The organism is Salinivibrio sp. IB574, from assembly GCF_001996205.1.
Classification (GTDB): Bacteria; Pseudomonadota; Gammaproteobacteria; order Enterobacterales; family Vibrionaceae; genus Salinivibrio; species Salinivibrio proteolyticus.
This window is the reverse complement of sequence record NZ_MUFN01000019.1, coordinates 21,803-42,924: the sequence shown is the minus strand read 5'-3', so window position 1 is coordinate 42,924 and position 21,122 is coordinate 21,803. Positions and strand designations below refer to the sequence as shown.

At 51.9% G+C, this 21,122-nt stretch carries 18 protein-coding genes and 1 pseudogene; 15 read left to right on the top strand and 4 right to left on the bottom strand.

Annotated elements, in window-relative coordinates:
• Window positions 1-65 precede the first annotated feature (65 nt).
• From BZJ17_RS10820 to BZJ17_RS10800, 5 genes and pseudogenes are all read left to right on the top strand, one after another.
• A pseudogene (locus tag BZJ17_RS10820) lies at window positions 66-395 on the top strand (response regulator transcription factor); the annotation flags it as partial.
• Entirely contained in the window at window positions 371-997 is a 627-nt protein-coding gene (locus BZJ17_RS10815) for a MarC family protein (RefSeq protein ID WP_077640717.1), read from the top strand. The pseudogene BZJ17_RS10820 and the gene BZJ17_RS10815, both read left to right, overlap by 25 nt.
• Before the next feature lie 180 nt (window positions 998-1,177).
• Complete coding sequence (locus tag BZJ17_RS10810) at window positions 1,178-1,444, top strand: DUF4212 domain-containing protein (protein ID WP_077640716.1); 267 nt, start codon at window positions 1,178-1,180, stop codon at window positions 1,442-1,444.
• Window positions 1,445-1,456: 12 nt separating this feature from the next.
• On the top strand, window positions 1,457-3,184 hold the full coding sequence (locus BZJ17_RS10805) for a sodium:solute symporter family protein (protein ID WP_077640715.1): 1,728 nt from the start codon (window positions 1,457-1,459) through the stop codon (window positions 3,182-3,184).
• Between the two features lie 91 nt (window positions 3,185-3,275).
• Window positions 3,276-3,800, top strand: coding sequence for a hypothetical protein (locus BZJ17_RS10800; protein WP_241836790.1), 525 nt, complete (start codon window positions 3,276-3,278; stop codon window positions 3,798-3,800).
• Between the two features lie 6 nt (window positions 3,801-3,806).
• On the opposite strand, the gene BZJ17_RS10795 is transcribed toward BZJ17_RS10800, so the two are convergent.
• The 3 genes from BZJ17_RS10795 to BZJ17_RS10785 form a co-directional block, all read right to left on the bottom strand.
• Window positions 3,807-4,031 (bottom strand): hypothetical protein, encoded by a 225-nt coding sequence (locus BZJ17_RS10795; RefSeq protein WP_069586974.1) that lies wholly within the window; start codon window positions 4,029-4,031, stop codon window positions 3,807-3,809.
• On the bottom strand, window positions 4,031-7,477 hold the full coding sequence (locus BZJ17_RS10790) for a hybrid sensor histidine kinase/response regulator (RefSeq protein ID WP_077640713.1): 3,447 nt from the start codon (window positions 7,475-7,477) through the stop codon (window positions 4,031-4,033). Before BZJ17_RS10790 ends, BZJ17_RS10795 begins: the two co-directional genes overlap by 1 nt.
• Before the next feature lie 103 nt (window positions 7,478-7,580).
• Entirely contained in the window at window positions 7,581-8,762 is a 1,182-nt protein-coding gene (locus tag BZJ17_RS10785; protein ID WP_077456060.1) for a 3-phenylpropionate MFS transporter, read from the bottom strand.
• 197 nt (window positions 8,763-8,959) lie between these two features.
• Here BZJ17_RS10785 and BZJ17_RS10780 point away from each other — a divergent pair, with 197 nt between their 5' ends.
• From BZJ17_RS10780 to fis, 9 genes are all read left to right on the top strand, one after another.
• On the top strand, window positions 8,960-10,756 hold the full coding sequence (locus tag BZJ17_RS10780) for a DUF294 nucleotidyltransferase-like domain-containing protein (RefSeq protein ID WP_077640712.1): 1,797 nt from the start codon (window positions 8,960-8,962) through the stop codon (window positions 10,754-10,756).
• A gap of 1 nt (window position 10,757) precedes the next feature.
• Entirely contained in the window at window positions 10,758-11,381 is a 624-nt protein-coding gene (locus BZJ17_RS10775; protein ID WP_077640711.1) for a 3'-5' exonuclease, read from the top strand.
• Window positions 11,382-11,625: 244 nt separating this feature from the next.
• On the top strand, window positions 11,626-13,575 hold the full coding sequence (gene acs, locus BZJ17_RS10770) for an acetate--CoA ligase (protein ID WP_077640710.1): 1,950 nt from the start codon (window positions 11,626-11,628) through the stop codon (window positions 13,573-13,575).
• 347 nt (window positions 13,576-13,922) lie between these two features.
• On the top strand, window positions 13,923-14,378 hold the full coding sequence (gene aroQ / locus BZJ17_RS10765) for a type II 3-dehydroquinate dehydratase (RefSeq protein WP_069586980.1): 456 nt from the start codon (window positions 13,923-13,925) through the stop codon (window positions 14,376-14,378).
• Window positions 14,379-14,403: 25 nt separating this feature from the next.
• A complete protein-coding gene (gene accB / locus BZJ17_RS10760; protein ID WP_077640709.1) occupies window positions 14,404-14,865 on the top strand; it encodes an acetyl-CoA carboxylase biotin carboxyl carrier protein in 462 nt (153 codons plus the stop codon).
• Between the two features lie 11 nt (window positions 14,866-14,876).
• Window positions 14,877-16,220 carry an acetyl-CoA carboxylase biotin carboxylase subunit gene (accC, locus tag BZJ17_RS10755; RefSeq protein ID WP_069586982.1) on the top strand — a complete coding sequence of 448 codons (1,344 nt, stop codon included), beginning with the start codon at window positions 14,877-14,879 and terminating at the stop codon, window positions 16,218-16,220.
• Window positions 16,221-16,343: 123 nt separating this feature from the next.
• The gene (gene prmA, locus BZJ17_RS10750; protein WP_077640708.1) at window positions 16,344-17,231 is read left to right on the top strand and encodes a 50S ribosomal protein L11 methyltransferase; all 888 of its coding nucleotides are present in this window, start codon (window positions 16,344-16,346) and stop codon (window positions 17,229-17,231) included.
• 229 nt (window positions 17,232-17,460) lie between these two features.
• On the top strand, window positions 17,461-18,426 hold the full coding sequence (gene dusB, locus BZJ17_RS10745) for a tRNA dihydrouridine synthase DusB (protein WP_069587013.1): 966 nt from the start codon (window positions 17,461-17,463) through the stop codon (window positions 18,424-18,426).
• Between the two features lie 22 nt (window positions 18,427-18,448).
• On the top strand, window positions 18,449-18,745 hold the full coding sequence (gene fis, locus BZJ17_RS10740; RefSeq protein ID WP_002542007.1) for a DNA-binding transcriptional regulator Fis: 297 nt from the start codon (window positions 18,449-18,451) through the stop codon (window positions 18,743-18,745).
• 89 nt (window positions 18,746-18,834) lie between these two features.
• On the opposite strand, the gene zntR is transcribed toward fis, so the two are convergent.
• Complete coding sequence (gene zntR / locus BZJ17_RS10735) at window positions 18,835-19,269, bottom strand: Zn(2+)-responsive transcriptional regulator (protein WP_077456053.1); 435 nt, start codon at window positions 19,267-19,269, stop codon at window positions 18,835-18,837.
• A gap of 261 nt (window positions 19,270-19,530) precedes the next feature.
• On the opposite strand from zntR, the gene purH reads away from it, so the two are divergent.
• Window positions 19,531-21,120, top strand: coding sequence for a bifunctional phosphoribosylaminoimidazolecarboxamide formyltransferase/IMP cyclohydrolase (purH, locus tag BZJ17_RS10730; protein WP_077640707.1), 1,590 nt, complete (start codon window positions 19,531-19,533; stop codon window positions 21,118-21,120).
• The last annotated feature ends 2 nt before the right edge of the window (window positions 21,121-21,122 follow it).

The following is a 21,122-nucleotide window of genomic DNA, read 5'->3' as shown; positions in this document are numbered from 1 at the left end:
ACAAAATTGATAAACCGCACACCCAGTGGTAGCGTTGAAAGAAACACGGGAGCGGCATAAACACCATGGAAGCGCAACATACCATTGTGATCGCTGACGACCATCCGCTGTTTCGAAATGCCTTATTTCAATCAGTGCATATGGCGGTCAGCGGCGCGAATCTACTCGAAGCAGATAGTCTGGATAGTTTAAACGATCTGTTGGCACGGGATGCCGAGGTCGATTTAGTGCTACTGGATCTAAAAATGCCGGGCGCCAATGGTATGTCGGGGTTGATTGCCCTGCGTCACCAATACCCGACGCTGCCGATTGTGGTGGTCTCCGCCAGTGAAGAGCCCAGCGTGATCCGCCAAGTCCGCTCCCATGGCGCATTTGGTTTTATCCCAAAATCCAGCGTTTATGGGCCGTGATCGATCCTATCGGTAGCGTGCCCATCTATCTGTCGCAAACCAGCCACATGACCCCCAAACAAAAGCGCCGCGTGGCAATGAAAGCGGTAGCGATCGCTTTCGCGATTTTATTGTTCTTCTTAATTGTTGGCCAGATTTTACTCGAAGCCATGCAAATCCCTTTGCCCGCCTTTCAAGCGGCAGGCGGACTGGTATTACTGTTGTTTTCCTTAACCATGATTTTCGGCGAAGGGAAGCCCAGTCAAGAAGCCAAAATGCTCAGCGAAAACGTGGATAAGGCCGAGATAGCCGCAACCGCGGTGTATCCCTTAGCAGTGCCGTCTATCGCCTCACCCGGCGCGATGATGGCCATTGTCATGCTCACAGATAACAATCGCTATGCCATTGCTGAGCAAGCCATTACTGCCGGAGTGATGTTCTTAGTCTTAGTCGCGACCTTGGTCTTACTCCTCGGGGCCAATGTAATACACAAAGTGATCGGTAATGTCGGCGCCTCGATTGTCAGTCGTGTTATGGGTCTAATCCTCGCCTCCGTCGCCGTTGCTAATTTACTCGAAGGGATCCAAAAGTTTTATCACCTGACTTAGACCTTTGGCGCAAGTCGTGGCTAGCTCAACCCGAGCTAGCCCAACCTAGCTCACAAAAATCCAGTCTTTTCGCCATATTGGCGCGCTTGTAGCTCGACTAAAGTTGCAATGTCGCTTTGGCCATCCACTGCTATCGTCTTCTTGTAACATTACATTAACGTGTTAAACAAGGAGATGGCGATGGCGTTTCAAAGCAAGGAACACGCGAAAGCCTACTGGGACAGAAACGTGAAGCTCATGATCAGTTTGATGGTTGTGTGGTTCATTGTCTCATTCGGCTGCGGGATCTTATTCGTTGATGCCCTCAATACGATTCAAATCGCAGGCTATAAGTTGGGGTTTTGGTTCGCTCAACAAGGCTCAATTTATACCTTCCTTGGCATCATTTATGTGTATGCCAGACAAATGCGCAAGCTCGATCGCGAGTTCGGTGTTGACGACGAGTAAGAGGACAAACGCATGGATTTAAAAACCATTACCTACATCGTGGTTGGCTTTACCTTCGCCTTATACATCGGGATAGCGATCTGGGCACGTGCAGGGTCAACCAAAGAATTTTATGTTGCTGGTGGCGGAGTTAACCCCGTCGCAAACGGAATGGCAACCGCTGCAGACTGGATGTCCGCCGCGTCGTTCATTTCCATGGCAGGCTTAATTGCCTTTATGGGGTATGGCGGTTCGGTCTTTTTGATGGGCTGGACTGGTGGCTATGTCTTGCTTGCACTGTTGCTTGCACCTTATTTGCGTAAATTTGGTAAGTTTACCGTGCCGGAGTTTGTCGGTGAGCGCTTTTATTCGAAAACCGCGCGTATCGTGGCGGTGGTTTGCTTAATTATCGCTTCGGTAACTTACGTTATCGGTCAAATGAAAGGGGTCGGAGTCGCGTTTGGTCGCTTCCTAGAAGTCGATTACTCAACGGGTCTTTTGATTGGTATGTTTATCGTCTTCATGTACGCGGTTATGGGCGGGATGAAAGGCATTACTTACACCCAGATCGCTCAGTATTGCGTCCTCATTTTGGCTTACACTATTCCCGCAATCTTTATCTCACTAAAGCTCACCGGTAACCCACTGCCTCAAATTGGCTTGGGAAGCACTCTAGTGGGAACAGATCAATACTTACTTGACCGGCTCGATCAGGTGGTCACCGAACTCGGCTTTGTCGAATACACCACCGCGGTGCGTGGTAGTACGCTCAATATGTTTGCCTACACCATGTCGCTGATGATTGGTACTGCTGGCCTACCCCACGTGATTATCCGCTTTTTCACCGTGCCTAAGGTACGCGATGCACGAACATCCGCTGGCTGGGCACTCTTCTTTATCGCGATTTTGTATACCTCTGCGCCTGCCGTTGCGGCCATGGCTCGCTTAAACTTGATGGACACCGTTAACCTGCCAAACGGGGATAACTTGATGTATGACGAGCGTCCTGATTGGTTCAAGAATTGGGAAACCACTGGTCTGCTCGGTTTTGAAGATAAAAACGGTGATCAGAAGATTCAGTATACCGCCGATCCTGCAACCAATGAGCTTCGTGTTGACCGCGATATCATGGTGCTTGCAAACCCCGAAATCGCCAAGTTACCTAACTGGGTCATTGCGCTAGTGGCTGCGGGTGGTCTCGCTGCTGCATTGTCGACCGCCGCGGGATTGTTGCTCGCGATATCGTCAGCAATATCCCACGATTTGATAAAGGGGGTCGTTAATCCACAAATTAGCGAAAAAAGCGAACTCCTTGCCAGTAGGATATCAATGGCTGTCGCTATCGGGGTTGCAGGATACCTCGGCTTGAATCCTCCAGGCTTTGCCGCTGGGACAGTCGCACTCGCCTTCGGTCTCGCCGCCTCATCGATCTTCCCCGTACTGATGATGGGTATCTTTACCAAGACCATTAATAAGGAAGGGGCGATCGCCGGGATGGTTGCAGGTATCAGTGTCACTCTTTTCTATGTATTCCAACACAAAGGGATCCTATTTATCCCTGATTGGACTTACCTAGAAGGCCTAGGCAGTAACTGGATCTTGGGGATTGAACCTAATGCCTTTGGTGCAGTTGGCGCAATTTGTAACTTTATTGTGGCTATCATTGTCTCTCGTATGACAGAAGAAACCCCACAAGAAGTTCAGGACTTGGTCGAACACGTCCGAGTGCCATCAGGTGCTGGTGACGCGCAATCACACTAGTGTGTGCCACACCACAAAAGCCCCTGCGGGGGCTTTTCTCTTCATCCTATTAACGTAATATCCAACCTATATCCCTAAGCCAAGGAGAGGCATGATGTCGACGGTAACGCGTTTTCTCACCAATAAGCATGTCGTTATCGCCATGCTGGTCACGCCCATTCTCGCTATAATCGCCTATTTCGCCGTTGATGCAGCCGTCACTGAGCCACCCACCGCCGCGCAGCCGGGACAAAGCTACCCGCTTGCGGTGCGCTCGAATTGCCGCTACACCAGTGGCTTTTGCGCACTTGAAAATGGCGATATGAAGTTAAAACTGGAATCTGACGGTGTGCAAGACAATACGCTGACACTACGCTTAGCGAGCGCTTTACCTCTCGAGGGAGCACAAATTAGCATGACGCATACAGGCACTGAGCCTCAGCCACAGTCAATGCAAGCGACAGATGAAACCGGCACAGCCTGGCAGGTGTCGCTTCCCGCTCCCACCGATGCGCAAGCGCAAATTCGTCTCGCGGTGAGTGTGGATGGCAGCTACTACTTTGCTGAGGCACCAACCACTTTTATTGAGCATAAAACATTCTACAGCGAGCATCAGAAAGCACAGGACGCGTCCTAGCCTTTGCTACGCATCGCTTCCGATTAAGTAGCCACGAATGGCGTGCAAGATCGTGGCGACTTTATGCTCATAAGCCTGCTCTGTCAGCCAATGGTTCACGTCCGTCCAACCATGACTGTCCAAATGGGCAAGATCGTCGATGTCGATATGTCCATCCACGGGGTTAAACCGACCTTCCACTCGGACCGTGCCAATGTCTGTGTCGAGACGAGAAATACTAAATGGGTCCATTACTGTCCTCGTTGTTGTAATAAGGCGCGAAGTTTGAGTGGTTTGACTGGCTTGGAAATGTAAGCAAACCCCAGTCCAGTGACCGACTGTTGAATGTCAGCACTGCGATCTGCGCTGATAATTGCGCCACGGAAACAGCGCCCTAAACGCAACTGACATTGTTGTAAGGCCTGCAATCCCGTTTGTTGATTAGCTAAATGGTAGTCACTAAGCACAAACTCTGGGTGCCAATCATCATCAATTTGTTGCATGGCACCACTGACATCAGGCGCACAACGCACATCACACCCCCAGCGTGATAACAACTGTGCCATACCGGTTAGAATATCGGTTTCATTATCCACACACAGCACGCGGCATCCTTTTAGCGCACTCGCCGAAACATCACTGGGTGAACGCGGCTCGGCGGACACCACGGCCTCGGGCGTGCCTTGATCAACCGAGATAGAAAAAACCGTGCCTTTGCCGGGCCAAGAGCGCAACCCAAGCGGCTGCTGCAAGATCTGGCTGATCCCCCTCGCAATCGCAAGTCCAAGCCCTAATCCTTGCTCTGCACCTTGACGGTCAAGGCGAGTAAATTCTTGGAAAATATCTTGCTGACGGTCATGCGGGATCCCGTCACCATCATCCCACACTTCAATACGGTATCGGTTTTCTTCGCGACGTACTCCCAATAACACCCGTCCTCTCGGGTTATAGCGAAAGGCATTGGTCAAAAAGTTTTGCAGTACGCGACGGAGCAGTTTTTTATCTGAACGTACCCAGCCTTGACAGTGTTGAACATCAAAGCGCATGCCTTGTTGGTTAGCCAATACGCCAAACTCTGCTTCTAATGCCGCGAGTACATCATTCAATGCAAAGTGTTCAATCCGCGCTTTCATCTTGCCCGACTCTAATCGCGAGATATCCAGCAAGTCACCAATCAAATCCTCCGCCCCTTCCAGTGCGCTTTCAATGTGGCCAGCAACCCGTTGCGTGTCGGCGTTATGGGCAATCTCCGATAGCGAGGAGGCAAATAAGCGTGCCGCATTTAAAGGCTGCATCAAGTCGTGACTGACTGCCGCGAGAAAACGGCTTTTCGACTGTGAGGCGGATTCAGCCTTGCGGGTGGCATCAATCAGCCGGCTATTGAGGGATTCAAGCTCACGGGTGCGCTCCGTCACTCGTGCTTCCAAGGTTTCATTGGATTGCTTAAGCGCCGCCTCCGCTTGGCGAAACGCAGTAATATCGGTGAAGGTCATCACGAACCCACCGCCGGGCATGGGGTTACCTTGGAGCTCAATGACCCGTCCATCAGGATGCACACGTGAGGAGGTATGCGGCTGACGACGCGTTAAATGATGCACTCTCTTCTCGACATGCTCTTCCGGATCGCCCGGTCCACAGAGTCCGCGTTGGGCATTAAAGCGAATCAAATCAGCGACCGGGCGTCCCACCTGAATCAATCCGGGTGGAAACTGAAACATATCAATATAACGCTGATTCCACGCCACCAGCCGTAGCTGTTTGTCGACCACCGAGATCCCTTGATTGATATGTTCAATCGCGCCTTGGAGCAAACCGCGCGAGAAATCGAACAACTCAGACGCTTCATCAACAATGGTGGCAATTTCTTCCAATTGCATATTTCGCCCTTGTAAGGCAGACGATAGCACCAACCGCGCAGACGATGCCMCAAACACCCCCGCCAACACGCGTTCGGTATGGCGAATCAAGGGAGCACTCGCCTGCTGTTGCGGGATCAAGTCTTCACCACGTTGATCGGCAAATTGGCTAAATGCCTGACGCATCCGCCGCCGGCCGACAAAACGGGCCGCGAGCATTTCCAGCTCTGCCACCGAGACTCGGCTTTGGTATAGGCGTGCATCTTCACTTTCTGGTAGCGGCATGCCTACAAACGCGGCGGCTTGCAATCGCTCACTCAAAGACGGTCGGGTTAACAGTGACACGGCCACAAAACTGGCAGCGTTCATTAACACACTAAATGCCAAGCCCCAATCGATGGGATCTAGCGTTGCAATAGGCGCAATCGCCGGTGGTGTGATCACCCAAATCAACAGGTTGCTCTGCCCATCGCCGGCAAGCATCCCGGTTTGTGTCATCATGGTGATCAGCCACAAGCTAAATCCTACCGCCAAGCCCGCATACACGCCTTTCTTATTACCTTGGCGCCAATATAAGGCACCGATCATCGCGGGAGCAAACTGCGCAATGGCCGCAAAAGAGAGAAAGCCAATTTCTGATAAAGTTGGCACCGTTAAAATCAGGTGGTAAAAGCCCCAAGCGGCAATAAGAATCAGGAAAATTAAGGCGCGACGGACGTTGAGCAAAAGGCCAGAGAACTGCGTGAAGTTACGCGACGTCATCTTCATCCGCCGCAGCAAAAGGGGTAATACCAGATCATTCGAAACCATAATAGCCAGCGCAATGGTCGAGACAATAACCATACCACTCGCTGCTGATGCGCCCCCCATGAAAGCCAATAACGCCATGCCTTCGGCACCCACCGATAAGGGCAAGCGAATCACATACGTATCCGCAGGGGCATCCGGGATAAGCATCTGTCCGGCGTACGCGAGCGGCAAAACGAACACCAACATCAGCAACAAATAGGTCGGGAACACTTTGCGGGCAGTATTAAGGTCGCTGGCACGGGTATTCTCCACCACCATGGTATGAAACTGACGCGGTAGACAAATAATGGCTGCGGCCGTTAGAAAGGTGTGAATGATTAGATTACCTATATCCGGCCGTCCGATCACGCCGGACTCTTCGAGACTCATGGGCAGACTCGGGGCTTGAAACAAGAGCGCCACCACAAACACGCCAATGCCTAAGAAAGCCACCAGCTTGACGATCGACTCGAACGCGATTGCCATCATCATACCGCGGTGGTGTTCAGTGCTATCGATATGGCGTGTGCCAAACAACACGGTGAACATCGCTAACGAGACACACACTAACCATGCAATTTGGGGTTGCTCTAGGCCAATGCTGGCTCCGAGCTCAGGCGAAAGCACATCTAACCCCATGGCGATACCGCGCAGCTGCAGCGCGATATAGGGCAGAACACCGATGACTGCAATCAAAGTGACGGCTACCGCCAATCCTTGTGATTTGCCATAACGTGCCGCGATAAAGTCGGCAATCGAGGTGATGTGCTCTCGTTTGGCAATTAAGATCATGCGGGCGAGAAAGCGCCATCCCAGCGTGAACACTAAAATGGGCGCTAAATAGATAGGTAAAAACGACCACGGCGAGCTAGAGGCTTGTCCGACCGTACCGAAGAAAGTCCACGAGGTACAATAGACCGCGATAGAAAGGCTATAGATCCAAGGGCGCCACGTTCGTAGCCAACGCGGGCGACTGTCGCCATACCATGCGATGGCAAACAGCGTCCCCATGTACAATAGTGAAACCGAGACAATTACCCAGCCTTGTGTCATGACTCCCTTCCTGACCCCTGCGTATTTTTCGTCCGCTTAGAAGGGTGTAACACGCGACAGACACCGGCTCAATCTTCCTGTCTCGGCTTTGTGGGCCTCGTGGCTAACTTTGCTGCAAGCGGGCCTTTCTTGCTTGTTGGTACTGAGGTTCATGCAAAGGCAGTAACAGCGCCGGCAGTGCCAGCAACGCCATCGCATAGAAGGTCCACGCTGGAGAAAAGTCATACACCCAACCGCTAGCTGCCGTCAGCGCTGCGACCACCGCGCCCATGGGGAGGGCGTTATAGGCAGCTTGTACCGCGACAAGACGCGTCCCACATTCGCGTTGAATATATTGCATGGCACCCAAATGGGCGGCGGCAAAGGTGATCCCGTGGAGCAGCTGTACCATTATCACTGGCGCCAAGGCTGTCGTCGAGCCAGTGATCCCCCATCGCACTAACACGCCGAGCGCGGCAAGACGGAACAAGGCTTTGGCAGACCACCCACCAAAAAGACGTGCGCCCAGCGCAAAAACCGCCACTTCCGAGACCACACCCAGACTCCACAAATAGCCCACGATGCTCTCGCTGTAACCGGCATGCTTCCAATAGATAGCGCTAAAACTGTAATACGCGGCATGACTGCCTTGTAGCAAGGAGGCGATCAGCAGGAATACCACTATGTGAGGGTCACGAAAAAGTTGGCGCATCGACACCTTACTGTGGGCCGCGTCATGCTCACTTTCCGGCATCACTGTCGGGCGACGTAAGGTTAACAGCAAGCAAGCCGACAACCCTCCAATCGCAACCCAAGGGATAATCGCGGCGGTTTCCTCGGTCACCAGCCATCCCGTCAAACTTGATCCGACAATAAAAGCAATCGACCCCCATAAGCGTGTTCGACCATAGTCGATAATCTGATGGCGCGCATAATAGTTCGCTAACGCGTCGGACAAAGGCACCGATGGCCCAATCGCCAGATTAAAGAGCACAGTCACCAAAGCGAGCCACGCAATGTTCGCTCCCATCACAGGATGCAACGCACAGGTCAACAACGCCATTAAGGTTAAGCCACGCAGTGCAGGCAGTAACGACTCCACCCGCTGCACTTTGGGAGTAAACACTAAGTTGGCCACACAACGGGTCGCAAAGCCCAAGCCAATCAGCGTACCAATCACCCCGGCATGCAACCCCATGTAATCAAACCAAACCGCCCAAAACGGCAAGTAGACACCGTAAGAGAAAAAGAAACCGCCAAAGTACTCTGACAGCCAACGAAAAGGAGAACAGTGGGACAAGCTCATTTCATTACTTCACATCAAGATAGATTCGCGGCTAAGTGTCTCAACTCTTTGACATGAAAAAAAGCCCTACTCAGCGAATATCCTCATCACTTCGTTGATCTCCGCCTAGGTTTCGTCGCAACTGGCTAGACTAAAGTCGGCTAGCCGGAACAGATAACGTGCGACACACTAGAAATATTATTGTGGGGAGTGCGATTATGCCTGAACCGTTTGACACCTCTCATGCACCGTTTGATTGCCTGACGGCGTCCCAAGTCAAGCAATGCCGCCAAGCCATAGACGTTGCCTACTTCCGACGTGGCGATACGCTGCTCGCCGCCGGTGATAGTGGCGATCAGCTCTTTATCATTATCAAAGGCAGTGTGGAAGAGGTGTCGGAAGACGGCAAAGAAACCTTTTCGCACTACACCACGGATGATCTATTTGATGTCCCAGCGATATTAAACGGTACCGCCAAGCACCAATATCGCGCCCTAGAAGATACCTTATGTCACTTACTGCCTGCCGACGTGTTCCTCGCGATTTATCATACCAATCAAGATTTTAGTGCTTACTTTGATACTAACTTGCAGCGTCGTCAGCAGTTAATCGCACAGGCTCGCCAGCAACAGAACTTAGCCGAGTTCATGCTCACTCGCATTGACGACACCAATATTCAACCGGCGCTGCGTGTGACCCCCGACGTCCCTCTTAGGGACGCCACCGCAAAAATGAAGGCACAACGCTGTGATTGCGCCTTGGTCGATTACGAGGACGGAAGTTGCGGTATTATTACCCGCACCAATCTGCTGCATGCCTTGGTGCTCGACGGCCATGATCAATCGGTCCCGGTGGGGAATATCGCTACCCGCCCTGTGATCAGTGTCGAGCGAGGTGACTTTCTCTTTCATGCCATGATCACCATGACGCGTCAGCGAGTGAAGCGGGTCCGTGTCGTCGATGATCAGGGACAGACCGTCGGTACGCTCGACCTGCCGCAAGTATTGAGCTTATTCTCCACCCATTCTCATGTGCTCAACTTACGCATTGCGCGCGCACAAACCGTCGATGAACTGGTGTTAGCGGCAAATAGCCAAAGCAAATTGGTTCATACCCTGTTTAACAACGGTATCCACACCCGCTTTGTGATGAAGCTCATCGCGACCGTGAATGAACAAATCATGGAAAAAGCGTTTCGCCTCATCGTGCCCGAGCCCTATCAGCAGCAATGCTGTTTGGTGGTGATGGGCTCGGAAGGACGCGGCGAGCAAGTACTCAAAACCGATCAAGATAACGCACTCATTTTGGCCGATGATCTCACTTGGCCCGAGTGCCAAACCGTGATGGAGGCCTTTTCACATACCTTAAATCTACTCGGCTACCCGCCCTGCCCTGGGCAGGTGATGGTCAGTAATCCCAAGTGGGTGAAAAGCGCGTCTCAATGGCAACAAACCATTCGTAACTTAGCGCAAAGTGCTAATCATCAAAGCGTGATGGATTTAGCCATTCTCGCCGATGCGCATCCTGTTGCGGGCGACAGCCAGCTTATCGACGCGATTCAAACGCCACTTAAAACCTCGCTCACCGATAATATGCTGACCTTAAATACCTTTGTGCGTCCGGCATTAGCGTTCAAAGTCCCTTTGACGGTGTTTGGCTCATTAAAGAGTGGTAAAGAAGGGCTCGACATCAAAAAAGGCGGCATCTTTCCGATTGTGCACGGCATTCGCACCATGAGCCTAGAAAAAGGGGTCAGCGAAACCAATACCTTTGAGCGGATTGAGAAGCTGGCTAATATAGGGACACTGGCCGAAGAAACGGCAGAGAACCTCGCCGAGGCGCTGAAGCTATTTATCCGACTGCGGTTACGCCAGCAATTAAGTGGTGAGCAACAGAGTAACTATATCGATGTCTCTGCGCTTCCTTCCAGCGAGCGAGATCTTTTACGCCACGGCCTCCACGTGGTAAAAAAATTCAAAGAATCCCTCGCCTACCACTACCATGTGAGGGACTAGAGTGAACTGGTTGTCACGTCAATGGTACCGCTACCGATTGCGGACATCGTCCTACCGCGCGCTCTTCTTACCCTCGGATCGCAGCACAGTGATCTCGCTCGACTGCGAAACCACCAGCTTAGATCCAGAGCGTGCAGAACTCGTTACTATCGCCGCCACCCCAATTCAAGGGAATCGAATACTCACCAGCCAAGCGCTCACCTTGACCTTAGTGGCGCCAAAAAGCTTGAACGCTGGCTCGGTCCGCATTCATCAGTTGCGCCATCAAGATCTTGAACAGGGTGTCAGCGCTGAGCAAGCCATGAAGACGYTAATCGCCTTCATCCATAACCATCCTTTGGTTGGCTATCATATTCGCTACGACAAAACGATCTTAGATCGCTACGCACGGCGTTTTTTAGGCTTTCCGTTACCCAATCCCGTGATTGAAGTTAGCGATATTTATCAACGTCAATTAGAGCGTTTACTGCCCAATGCCTACCATGACATCAGTATGGAAGCGATCAGTCGCCATTTAGACCTCCCTTTGCCTGCCCGTCATGATGCACTGGACGATACCATCGCCGCCGCTTTGATTTACGTGCGTTTGCAATATGGCGACATGCCTATGCTACGTTCGCAATAGCCAACAGCGATCCTGCCTTACGACACGTATTGCACAAAAAGTGAGATCAATCCCCCAATCTATGGTCCAACAAGCGCACAAACCACTTATAAATCAATGGCCTCATCCTAAAGTCTAATTGCCGGACCCCACGAACTGTCACACCTTTAAGGGCATGGTTTTCATTTGCCAGGCAGCGGTACAGCCTGACATCTCACGACATGGAAGCGCCGCATGAGATTACGCGGACACGAGGAGAAACAGGATGAGCGATAGTCACGTATACCCCGTCATGCCTTCAATTGCACAAAAGGCACACGCGGATGAAGCCACCTACCAAGCGCTTTATCAGCAATCAGTGACCGACCCCGAAGGCTTTTGGCGCGAACACGGGCAAATTCTTGATTGGATCAAACCCTATACCAAGGTGAAACATACCTCTTTCGATACCGGCCACGTCGATATTCGTTGGTTTGAAGATGGTACCTTGAATGTGGCCGCCAACTGTATCGATCGTCATCTGCAAGACAAAGGCGATCAGGTAGCCTTAATTTGGGAAGGAGACGATCCAAAGGACGATGCCACGCTGACCTACAAGCAGCTCCACCAACAGGTGTGCCAATTTGCTAATGCGCTTAAAGACAATGGGGTCAAAAAAGGCGATGTAGTCTGTCTTTATATGCCGATGATCATGGAAGCCGCGGTCGCAATGCTCGCCTGTGCGCGCATTGGCGCCGTGCACACAGTGGTATTTGGCGGTTTCTCACCTGAAGCACTGGCAGGACGTATTATCGACTCCAACGCTAAAGTCGTGGTTACCGCGGATGAAGGCGTTCGTGGCGGCCGTGCAGTGCCATTGAAAAAGAACGTCGATGAAGCCCTTGCCAACAGCARAGTCACGTCAGTCAATAACGTGCTGGTTTTCAAACGCACAGGGGGACAAGTTGATTGGCACGAAGGTCGCGACGTGTGGTGGCATGAAGCCACCGCAAACGCATCAACCGATTGCCCTCCCGAAGAAATGAATGCCGAAGACCCTTTATTTATCCTCTATACATCTGGCTCAACCGGGACGCCAAAAGGGGTACTGCATACCACAGGCGGCTACCTCGTGTATGCCGCGATGACCTTCAAATACGTTTTTGATTATCAAGACGGCGAGGTGTTCTGGTGTACCGCCGATGTGGGTTGGATCACCGGCCACAGCTATCTCATTTATGGCCCGCTAGCTAATGGCGCGAAGACGATTTTATTTGAAGGCGTGCCTACCTACCCATCCACCGCCCGTATGAGCGAAGTGGTTGATAAACACCAAGTGAATATTTTATACACCGCACCGACCGCCATCCGCGCGTTGATGGCCAAAGGCAATGAAGCCGTTGAGGGAACGACACGTAGCTCGCTGCGCATTATGGGCTCGGTGGGTGAACCCATTAACCCAGAAGCCTGGGAGTGGTACTACACCACCATTGGCAATCGGCAAAGCCCGATTGTGGATACGTGGTGGCAAACAGAAACCGGCGGCATATTGATCACCCCCTTGCCCGGCGCGACCGCCCTCAAACCCGGTTCTGCCACCCGACCATTCTTTGGCGTACAACCTGCATTGGTCGATAACGTCGGCAACATTGTCGACGGTGCGGCTGAAGGGAATTTGGTGATGTTGGACTCGTGGCCGGGACAAATGCGTACCGTGTTTGGCGACCACGACCGCTTTGAGCAAACGTATTTCTCAACCTTCAAGGGCATGTACTTTACCGGTGACGGCGCGCGTCGCGATGAGGACGGCTACTACTGGATTACAGGTCGTGTCGATGATGTCCTTAACGTATCCGGCCACCGAATGGGGACAGCAGAAATCGAATCCGCGTTAGTGGCCTTTGATAAAATTGCCGAAGCCGCCATCGTGGGTGTACCACACGACATCAAAGGCCAAGCGATTTATGCCTACATCACTCTGAACGCCGGTGAGGTGCCCAGCGCCGAGCTGCATAAAGAGGTGAAAGAGTGGGTACGCAAAGAGATTGGCCCTATTGCGACGCCCGATTTTATCCATTGGACCGACGCCTTACCCAAAACGCGTTCCGGAAAAATCATGCGCCGTATTCTGCGCAAAATCGCCACCGGTGATACCGGTAGCCTTGGCGACACCTCAACGCTGGCCGATCCGAGTGTGGTCGATAAGCTCATTGCCGAGAAAGAAAACGTGGTATAGCGCAACGACACGATTGCTTAGCAACCTTTGCCGCCTACGGGCGGCTTTTTTTGTTTTTATGATCTGTGCCACTGAACTGTCTGGGCACACACCACTCCTATCCTTATTGTCGATAAAAAACACACAACCTTGACAGTACAGCAATCGACAATCGCGACAGTTTTTGCTACACCATAAAGGGAAAGTGTGCTGATTAGACCAGTATTTTGCTGCGATTTGCGGTGAATTCTCTATAATTGAGCCCACTAAGGACAAATCGGCGTGCTTGAAGCCCATTCAGCATGCCATTAGGCTGGAATCCACAAAATGCTGCACATTAGCAGCTAATAGGAGAAGTAAGCGTCAAGATGTCTACAAATAACCGTGTTTTAGTCTTAAATGGCCCAAACCTCAATTTGCTAGGCCAACGTGAACCCGATCATTACGGTAGCCAAACGCTCGATCAAATCGTCGCCGCGTTGCATGCCCAAGCGGCAACCTTAGGGCTTCACCTTGAGCACTTACAATCCAACAGTGAAGCCAACCTGATCGATGCCATTCACCAAGCCATGGGTGAGGTGGATTTTATCATTATCAATCCTGCCGCTTTTACGCACACCTCCGTCGCCCTGCGCGACGCGTTGCTCGGTGTTGGGATCCCGTTTATCGAGGTGCACCTTTCCAATGTGCATGCTCGAGAACCCTTCCGTCATCATTCCTACCTCTCTGACAAGGCTGTCGGTGTAATTTGTGGGTTGGGAGCAGATGGCTACGAATTCGCATTAACGGCAGCTGCGCGCCATTTGGCGTTTGCAGCTCAGTAAAACAAACACAAGAAGAGACGACACCATGGATATCCGTAAAATCAAAAAATTGATCGAACTGGTTGAAGAGTCAGGCATTGCTGAGCTCGAAATTTCTGAGGGCGAAGAGTCGGTACGCATCAGCCGTTCATCACCTGCCGCGCCTCAGTTTGCTGCACCACAGTATGCCATGCCAGCCCCTGCGCCTGCCGCCCCAGCAGCACCGGCCGCAGAAGCGCCAGCCGCAGCGCCGGCAAGCGCACCAGAGCCGACGGGTCACCAAGTTCTTTCGCCAATGGTGGGTACTTTCTATCGCGCGCCAAGCCCAGATGCAGCACCGTTTGTTGAAGTTGGCAGCCAAGTCAATGCAGGTGATGCCTTGTGTATCGTTGAAGCGATGAAGATGATGAACCAGATCCAAGCAGATAAGAGCGGTGTGGTAAAAGCGATTCTGTGTGAAGACGGCCAGCCAGTTGAGTTCGACGAACCACTCGTAATCATCGAATAAGCGAGGGCCGTATGTTAGATAAAATTGTTATCGCCAACCGCGGTGAAATCGCGCTACGGATCTTACGTGCTTGTAAAGAACTCGGCATTAAAACGGTGGCGGTACACTCCACTGCAGACCGCGATTTAAAGCACGTCCTGTTAGCGGATGAAACGGTTTGTATCGGCCCAGCACCGAGCAACCAAAGCTACCTAAATATTCCTCGTATCATCAGCGCCGCTGAAATCACCGGCGCGGTGGCGATTCACCCAGGTTATGGCTTCTTGTCGGAAAACGCTGATTTTGCTGAGCAAGTAGAGCGTTCTGGCTTTGTCTTTGTCGGCCCCAAAGCCGACACTATTCGCCTAATGGGTGACAAGGTCTCTGCAATCGAAGCGATGAAAAAAGCAGGCGTCCCTTGTGTCCCTGGCTCTGACGGCCCATTGGGTAGCGATCAGGAAAAGAACAAAACCATCGCCAAACGTATTGGCTACCCGGTGATCATCAAAGCGTCAGGCGGCGGCGGAGGCCGTGGTATGCGTGTGGTTCGCTCTGAAGCCGAACTGGTGGATGCCATTGCGATGACCCGCGCCGAAGCAAAAGCCGCGTTTAGCAACGACATGGTGTACATGGAGAAATTCCTTGAGAACCCACGCCACGTCGAAGTGCAAGTCTTGGCGGACGGCCAAGGTGGCGCTATCCATCTCGGTGAGCGTGATTGCTCGATGCAACGCCGTCACCAAAAGGTGGTTGAAGAAGCGCCAGCACCCGGGATTACCGATGAAATGCGTAAGTTTATCGGCGAGCGTTGCTGCCGTGCCTGTATCGAAATCGGTTATCGCGGCGCAGGTACCTTTGAATTCTTGTACGAAAACGGCGAGTTCTTCTTTATCGAGATGAACACCCGTATCCAAGTTGAGCACCCTGTCACCGAAATGGTTACCGGTGTTGATTTGGTCAAAGAGCAACTGCGCATTGCAGCGGGTCAGCCTCTGTCGTTTACCCAAGATGACATTCGTATTCGCGGCCATGCCGTCGAGTGTCGTATCAATGCCGAAGACCCAGAGCGCTTTATTCCAAGCCCGGGTAAAATCGAGCGTTTCCACTCACCAGGCGGTATGGGTGTGCGTTGGGAATCACATGTATATGCGGGCTACCGTGTTCCGCCTCACTATGACTCCATGATTGGTAAGCTGATTTGTTACGGTGAGAATCGCGATGTTGCTATTGCTCGTATGCGCAATGCGCTGGCCGAAACCGTGATTGATGGCATTAAAACCAATATCCCGCTGCAAATCGATATTATGAACGATGAGCACTTCCAACACGGTGGTGCCAACATTCACTATCTCGAGAAGAAACTCGGATTGTCTTAATCTGCTTTTGAAAACGGATAGACGTAAAACGACCTACATCCTCGTAGGTCGTTTTTGTTTACGGCATACACAACACGGATCTGATAAAATCATCGTCATTCGTTGATCAACTCGAGATTCACCATGCCTTGGATCCAATTAAAACTAAATGCAACTGCTGAAAATGCAGAAGCCATTGGCGACATGCTAATGGAAGAAGCGGGCGCCCTTTCCGTCACCTTTTTAGATGCCAAAGACACGCCTGTTTTTGAACCTTTGCCTGGTGAAACCCGTCTGTGGGGCGAAACCGACATCATGGCGTTATACGACGCCCAAGCGGACATGTCGACCGTGTTGGCAGTGTTAAACGCAAGCCCATTGTTGGCGGACAACTTTGCCCACAAGATCGAACAGCTTGAGGATAAAGACTGGGAACGCGCTTGGATGGATAACTTCAAGCCAATGCAGTTTGGTGAACGCTTATGGATCTGCCCAACTTGGTGTGAAGTCCCTGATGATAATGCCGTCAACGTGATGCTCGACCCAGGCCTCGCCTTTGGCACAGGATCACACCCGACCACCGCGCTTTGCCTCGAGTGGCTCGACGGACTCGACCTCAGCGGTAAAACGGTAATCGACTTCGGTTGTGGCTCTGGGATCCTTGCGATTGCCGCCATCAAACTCGGTGCCGAGCGTGTGATTGGCATTGATATCGATCCTCAAGCACTACTGGCGTCCAAAGATAACGCAGAGCGCAACGGTGTCGCCGACCAACTGCACTTGTATTTGCCTAAAGACCAACCGGCCGATCTCCAAGCCGATGTGGTGGTGGCCAATATTCTGGCCGGTCCACTCCGTGAGCTGTCTGGCGTGATCAAAGGACTCATCAAACCCGGCGGCCAATTAGCGATGTCTGGTGTCCTCGATACCCAAGCAGAAGACGTCGCCAATCACTACCGCGACAGCCTCACTATCGACCCGATCGTAGAGCGTGAAGAGTGGTGCCGAATTAGCGGTCAGTTACCTGCTTAATCGTTCGCATCGTCGTACAAACGGCCTACCGTACCCTTAACAAGGTCGGTAAGCCATCGTTGACGTGCTACTCGAAATGCTTGATTAATCAGCGAAACGCGACTGATACAAAAAGTGCTGTAAAAATCAAGCCATCAATGCTCAAATATTGTCCTTTTCAGACGCGTCAAAAATGCGTAAAATGCGCGCCCTTGCTGACTCAGAGCGGCTGACAGAGGATTTAGAGCTTTTGCGTATCGGACCTTATAACCTGGATGTCCCGTTGATCGTTGCCCCAATGGCAGGTGTCACGGACCGACCTTTTCGTGAGTTATGTCTTGCGCACGGCGCAGGCATGGCGGTCAGCGAAATGATGTCGTCTAATCCAGCCTTATGGCGAACGAACAAATCGCAAAAGCGCATGGTTCATATTGACGAGTCTGGCCTTCGTTCGGTTCAGATCGCCGGTGCCGAGCCAGAGCTAATGGCCGAGGCGGCCCGCTTTTGTGTCGAAAACGGGGCACAAGTCATCGACATCAACATGGGTTGCCCAGTGAAAAAGGTCAATAAGAAGTTAGCTGGCTCTGCCTTGCTAACGCGACCGGACCTCATTGAGCAAATCCTCAAAGCCACGGTAAACGCGGTGGATGTGCCGGTGACATTGAAAACCCGTACAGGTTGGGACCCGGACAATAAGAACTGTGTAGAGATCGCCCGGATGGCGGAAGATTGTGGTATCCAAGCCCTTGCCCTGCATGGCCGCACGCGCGCCTGTATGTACAAAGGGGAAGCGGAGTACGACAGCATTAAAGCAGCCAAAGCGGCTGTGTCGATCCCAGTGATTGCCAATGGCGACATTGATTCTCCGGAAAAAGCACGTTATGTGCTGGATTACACAGGTGCTGATGCATTGATGATTGGTCGTCCTGCTCAAGGACGCCCGTGGATTTTTCGCGAAATCCACCACTATCTCACCACTGGTGAGTACCTGCCTGCCCCTTCACTAGAAGAGGTTAGGACGATTTTGTTGGGTCATGTTCAAGAGCTTCATCACTTTTATGGGGAGCTCAAAGGATTACGTATCGCCCGTAAGCACGTGGGTTGGTACCTGAAAGAGCATGATCAAATTGGCGATTTTCGCCGAACCTTCAACGCAATCGAAGATGCACAACAGCAGATCGATGCGCTGCAAGGCTACTTCGACAACGTTGCATAAATACGAGAAGAGCTGACAGAATATGTTCGAACAAAACCTGACTTCCGAAGCATTGACAGTAACGACTGTAACTTCACAAGATCAAATTACGCAAAAGCCACTTCGTGACTCTGTAAAAGCATCCCTGAAGAACTACCTAGCGCAATTGAATGGCCAGGAAGTCAACGATCTGTATGAGCTTGTCCTCGCAGAAGTTGAGCAGCCACTGCTGGATACCATCATGCAATACACCCGCGGTAACCAAACCCGCGCAGCCACCATGATGGGCATCAACCGCGGTACATTGCGTAAGAAACTGAAAAAATACGGCATGAACTAATCAATCATTGGTTTGGCTGTTATAAAACGGGCTAGCCGTCAATCGGTTAGCCCGTTTTTGTTTTCTCTGATGGTACAACGCACCTTCCCTTAACAGCATGAGTTGGAATCTTCGCTGTCCGCTAGGGTTTCTAATATTGAGCAATGGGTCGCGTCATCGTCGTCCATACCGCAGCAGGCGGCATTTAAGCGTGTCAGTGCATGCTTGACCCGCTCAAGCGCGGCTATCTTCTCTGAGACCTCATTCAGGCGCCGCTGGGTGATCCCTTTTACTTCTGCACAGGTGTGTAACGTCGCTTCTTCGCGAATGTCAGACAGCTCGTGAATTTCATCAAGCGATAACCCCATTTCTTTGCCGCGCAAAATGAACATTACTTGGCTAATGGCATCATCGGCATAAAGCCGGTATCCACCCTCTGTGCGGGCACTCGGTGCCAACAAGCCAGACTTTTCATAAAAACGCAGCGTATCGGTGGAGACACCACAGTGCTTGGCTAGCTCACCGATTTGCAGCAACTTGGTCATCACCGCTCCTTTTCATGTTGGATGAACCTTCTTTTTGTAGCAAAGGCGGGCTCTTATGACCAGCGTTGCATGAAGGCGAGCAACGACAGCCGGATAAAAACAATAAAAATGTCGCCATCAGCAAATAGCAATCGATTGCGCAAACAAAATCAGATAGAATATCGCCGCTTTGACAATTGGCGGTTTAATAAAGCTTATCCGTGTTGATAGACACGATGGGCTTTGATAAGCATTCAATCTGTCAGTGAAGAGAACTAAGCCATGGAAAATCTGCGTCCTATTCGTCGCGCGTTACTCAGCGTGTCTGATAAAACCGGTGTGGTCGAGTTTGCCCAAGCACTCGCCCAACGCGGTGTCGAACTGCTATCGACCGGCGGTACTGCCCGTTTACTCGCAGAAAACGGCCTCGCGGTCACCGAAGTCTCCGAGCATACCGGCTTCCCAGAAATGATGGATGGCCGCGTGAAAACCCTCCACCCCAAAATTCACGGCGGCATTTTGGGCCGACGCGGTCAAGACGATGCGGTGATGGAACAGCATCAGATCGCACCGATTGATATGGTAGTAGTGAACCTCTACCCGTTCGCACAAACCGTTGCCAACCCAGATTGCACACGCGAGCAAGCCATCGAGAATATCGATATCGGCGGCCCAACCATGGTACGCTCAGCGGCGAAAAACCATGCCGACGTTACCATTGTGGTGAACAGCCAAGACTATGATCGCGTGCTTACCGAGATGGATCAGCACCAGCAGTCTTTGACACATGCCACGCGCTTTGATTTAGCCATTGCCGCGTTTGAGCACACCGCAGCCTACGATGCCATGATTGCGAATTACTTTGGTACCCAAGTGCCTGCCTATCATCAGGCAGAAGAGAGCCAAGACTCGCCATTCCCACGCACCCTGACCCAACATTGGGTTAAAAAGCAAGACATGCGCTACGGCGAAAACAGCCATCAGGCAGGTGCGTTTTATACCGAAGCCCAACCGCAAGAAGCCTCGGTGGCAACGGCGACCCAACTACAGGGCAAAGCGCTGTCTTATAACAATATCGCTGACACCGATGCGGCATTAGAGTGCGTAAAAGAGTTTGAACAACCTGCCTGTGTGATTGTAAAGCACGCCAACCCCTGTGGCGTTGCCATTGGCGAAGACTTACTCAGCGCCTATCAGCGTGCTTATCAGACCGATCCGACCTCAGCATTTGGTGGCATTATTGCCTTTAACCGTGAGCTGGACGGCGACACGGCACACGCCATTGTTGAACGTCAATTTGTTGAAGTGATCATCGCACCTCGTGTCAGTGAGGCCGCCAAAGCAGCGGTTGCGGCAAAGAAAAACGTACGTCTTCTCGAGTGTGGCCAATGGCAAGCGCGCACCACAGGGTGGGATAGCAAGCGCGTCAATGGCGGCTTGTTAGTCCAAGCACGCGACCAAGGTATGGTCGGTTTAGACGATTTGCGTATTGTCACTGAGCGTCAGCCCACAGAGAAAGAGCTTAGCGATGCGCTATTTTGCTGGAAAGTGGCAAAATATGTGAAATCAAACGCGATTGTGTATGCCAAAGACAGCATGACCATCGGCGTGGGCGCCGGCCAAATGAGCCGCGTCTACTCGGCGAAAATAGCTGGCATCAAAGCGGCCGATGAGCAGCTCGAAGTGGCCGGTAGCGTGATGGCCTCCGATGCCTTCTTCCCTTTCCGTGACGGCATTGATGCTGCAGCAAAAGCTGGGATCACCTGCGTGATCCAACCGGGCGGTTCGATGCGTGATAACGAAGTGATTGCTGCCGCCAATGAGCATGGCATGGCGATGGTCTTTACCGGTATGCGCCATTTCCGCCACTAAGT

Coding starts and splice junctions, on each gene's coding strand:
- BZJ17_RS10780 (WP_077640712.1), top strand. CDS start 8,960: ATGCCTGAACCGTTTGACACCTCTCATGCACCGTTTGATTGCCTGACG.
- purH (WP_077640707.1), top strand. CDS start 19,531: ATGGAAAATCTGCGTCCTATTCGTCGCGCGTTACTCAGCGTGTCTGAT.
- BZJ17_RS10805 (WP_077640715.1), top strand. CDS start 1,457: ATGGATTTAAAAACCATTACCTACATCGTGGTTGGCTTTACCTTCGCC.
- BZJ17_RS10785 (WP_077456060.1), bottom strand. CDS start 8,762: ATGAGCTTGTCCCACTGTTCTCCTTTTCGTTGGCTGTCAGAGTACTTT.
- zntR (WP_077456053.1), bottom strand. CDS start 19,269: ATGACCAAGTTGCTGCAAATCGGTGAGCTAGCCAAGCACTGTGGTGTC.
- BZJ17_RS10795 (WP_069586974.1), bottom strand. CDS start 4,031: ATGGACCCATTTAGTATTTCTCGTCTCGACACAGACATTGGCACGGTC.
- accB (WP_077640709.1), top strand. CDS start 14,404: ATGGATATCCGTAAAATCAAAAAATTGATCGAACTGGTTGAAGAGTCA.
- BZJ17_RS10800 (WP_241836790.1), top strand. CDS start 3,276: ATGATGTCGACGGTAACGCGTTTTCTCACCAATAAGCATGTCGTTATC.
- accC (WP_069586982.1), top strand. CDS start 14,877: ATGTTAGATAAAATTGTTATCGCCAACCGCGGTGAAATCGCGCTACGG.
- fis (WP_002542007.1), top strand. CDS start 18,449: ATGTTCGAACAAAACCTGACTTCCGAAGCATTGACAGTAACGACTGTA.
- prmA (WP_077640708.1), top strand. CDS start 16,344: ATGCCTTGGATCCAATTAAAACTAAATGCAACTGCTGAAAATGCAGAA.
- BZJ17_RS10810 (WP_077640716.1), top strand. CDS start 1,178: ATGGCGTTTCAAAGCAAGGAACACGCGAAAGCCTACTGGGACAGAAAC.
- aroQ (WP_069586980.1), top strand. CDS start 13,923: ATGTCTACAAATAACCGTGTTTTAGTCTTAAATGGCCCAAACCTCAAT.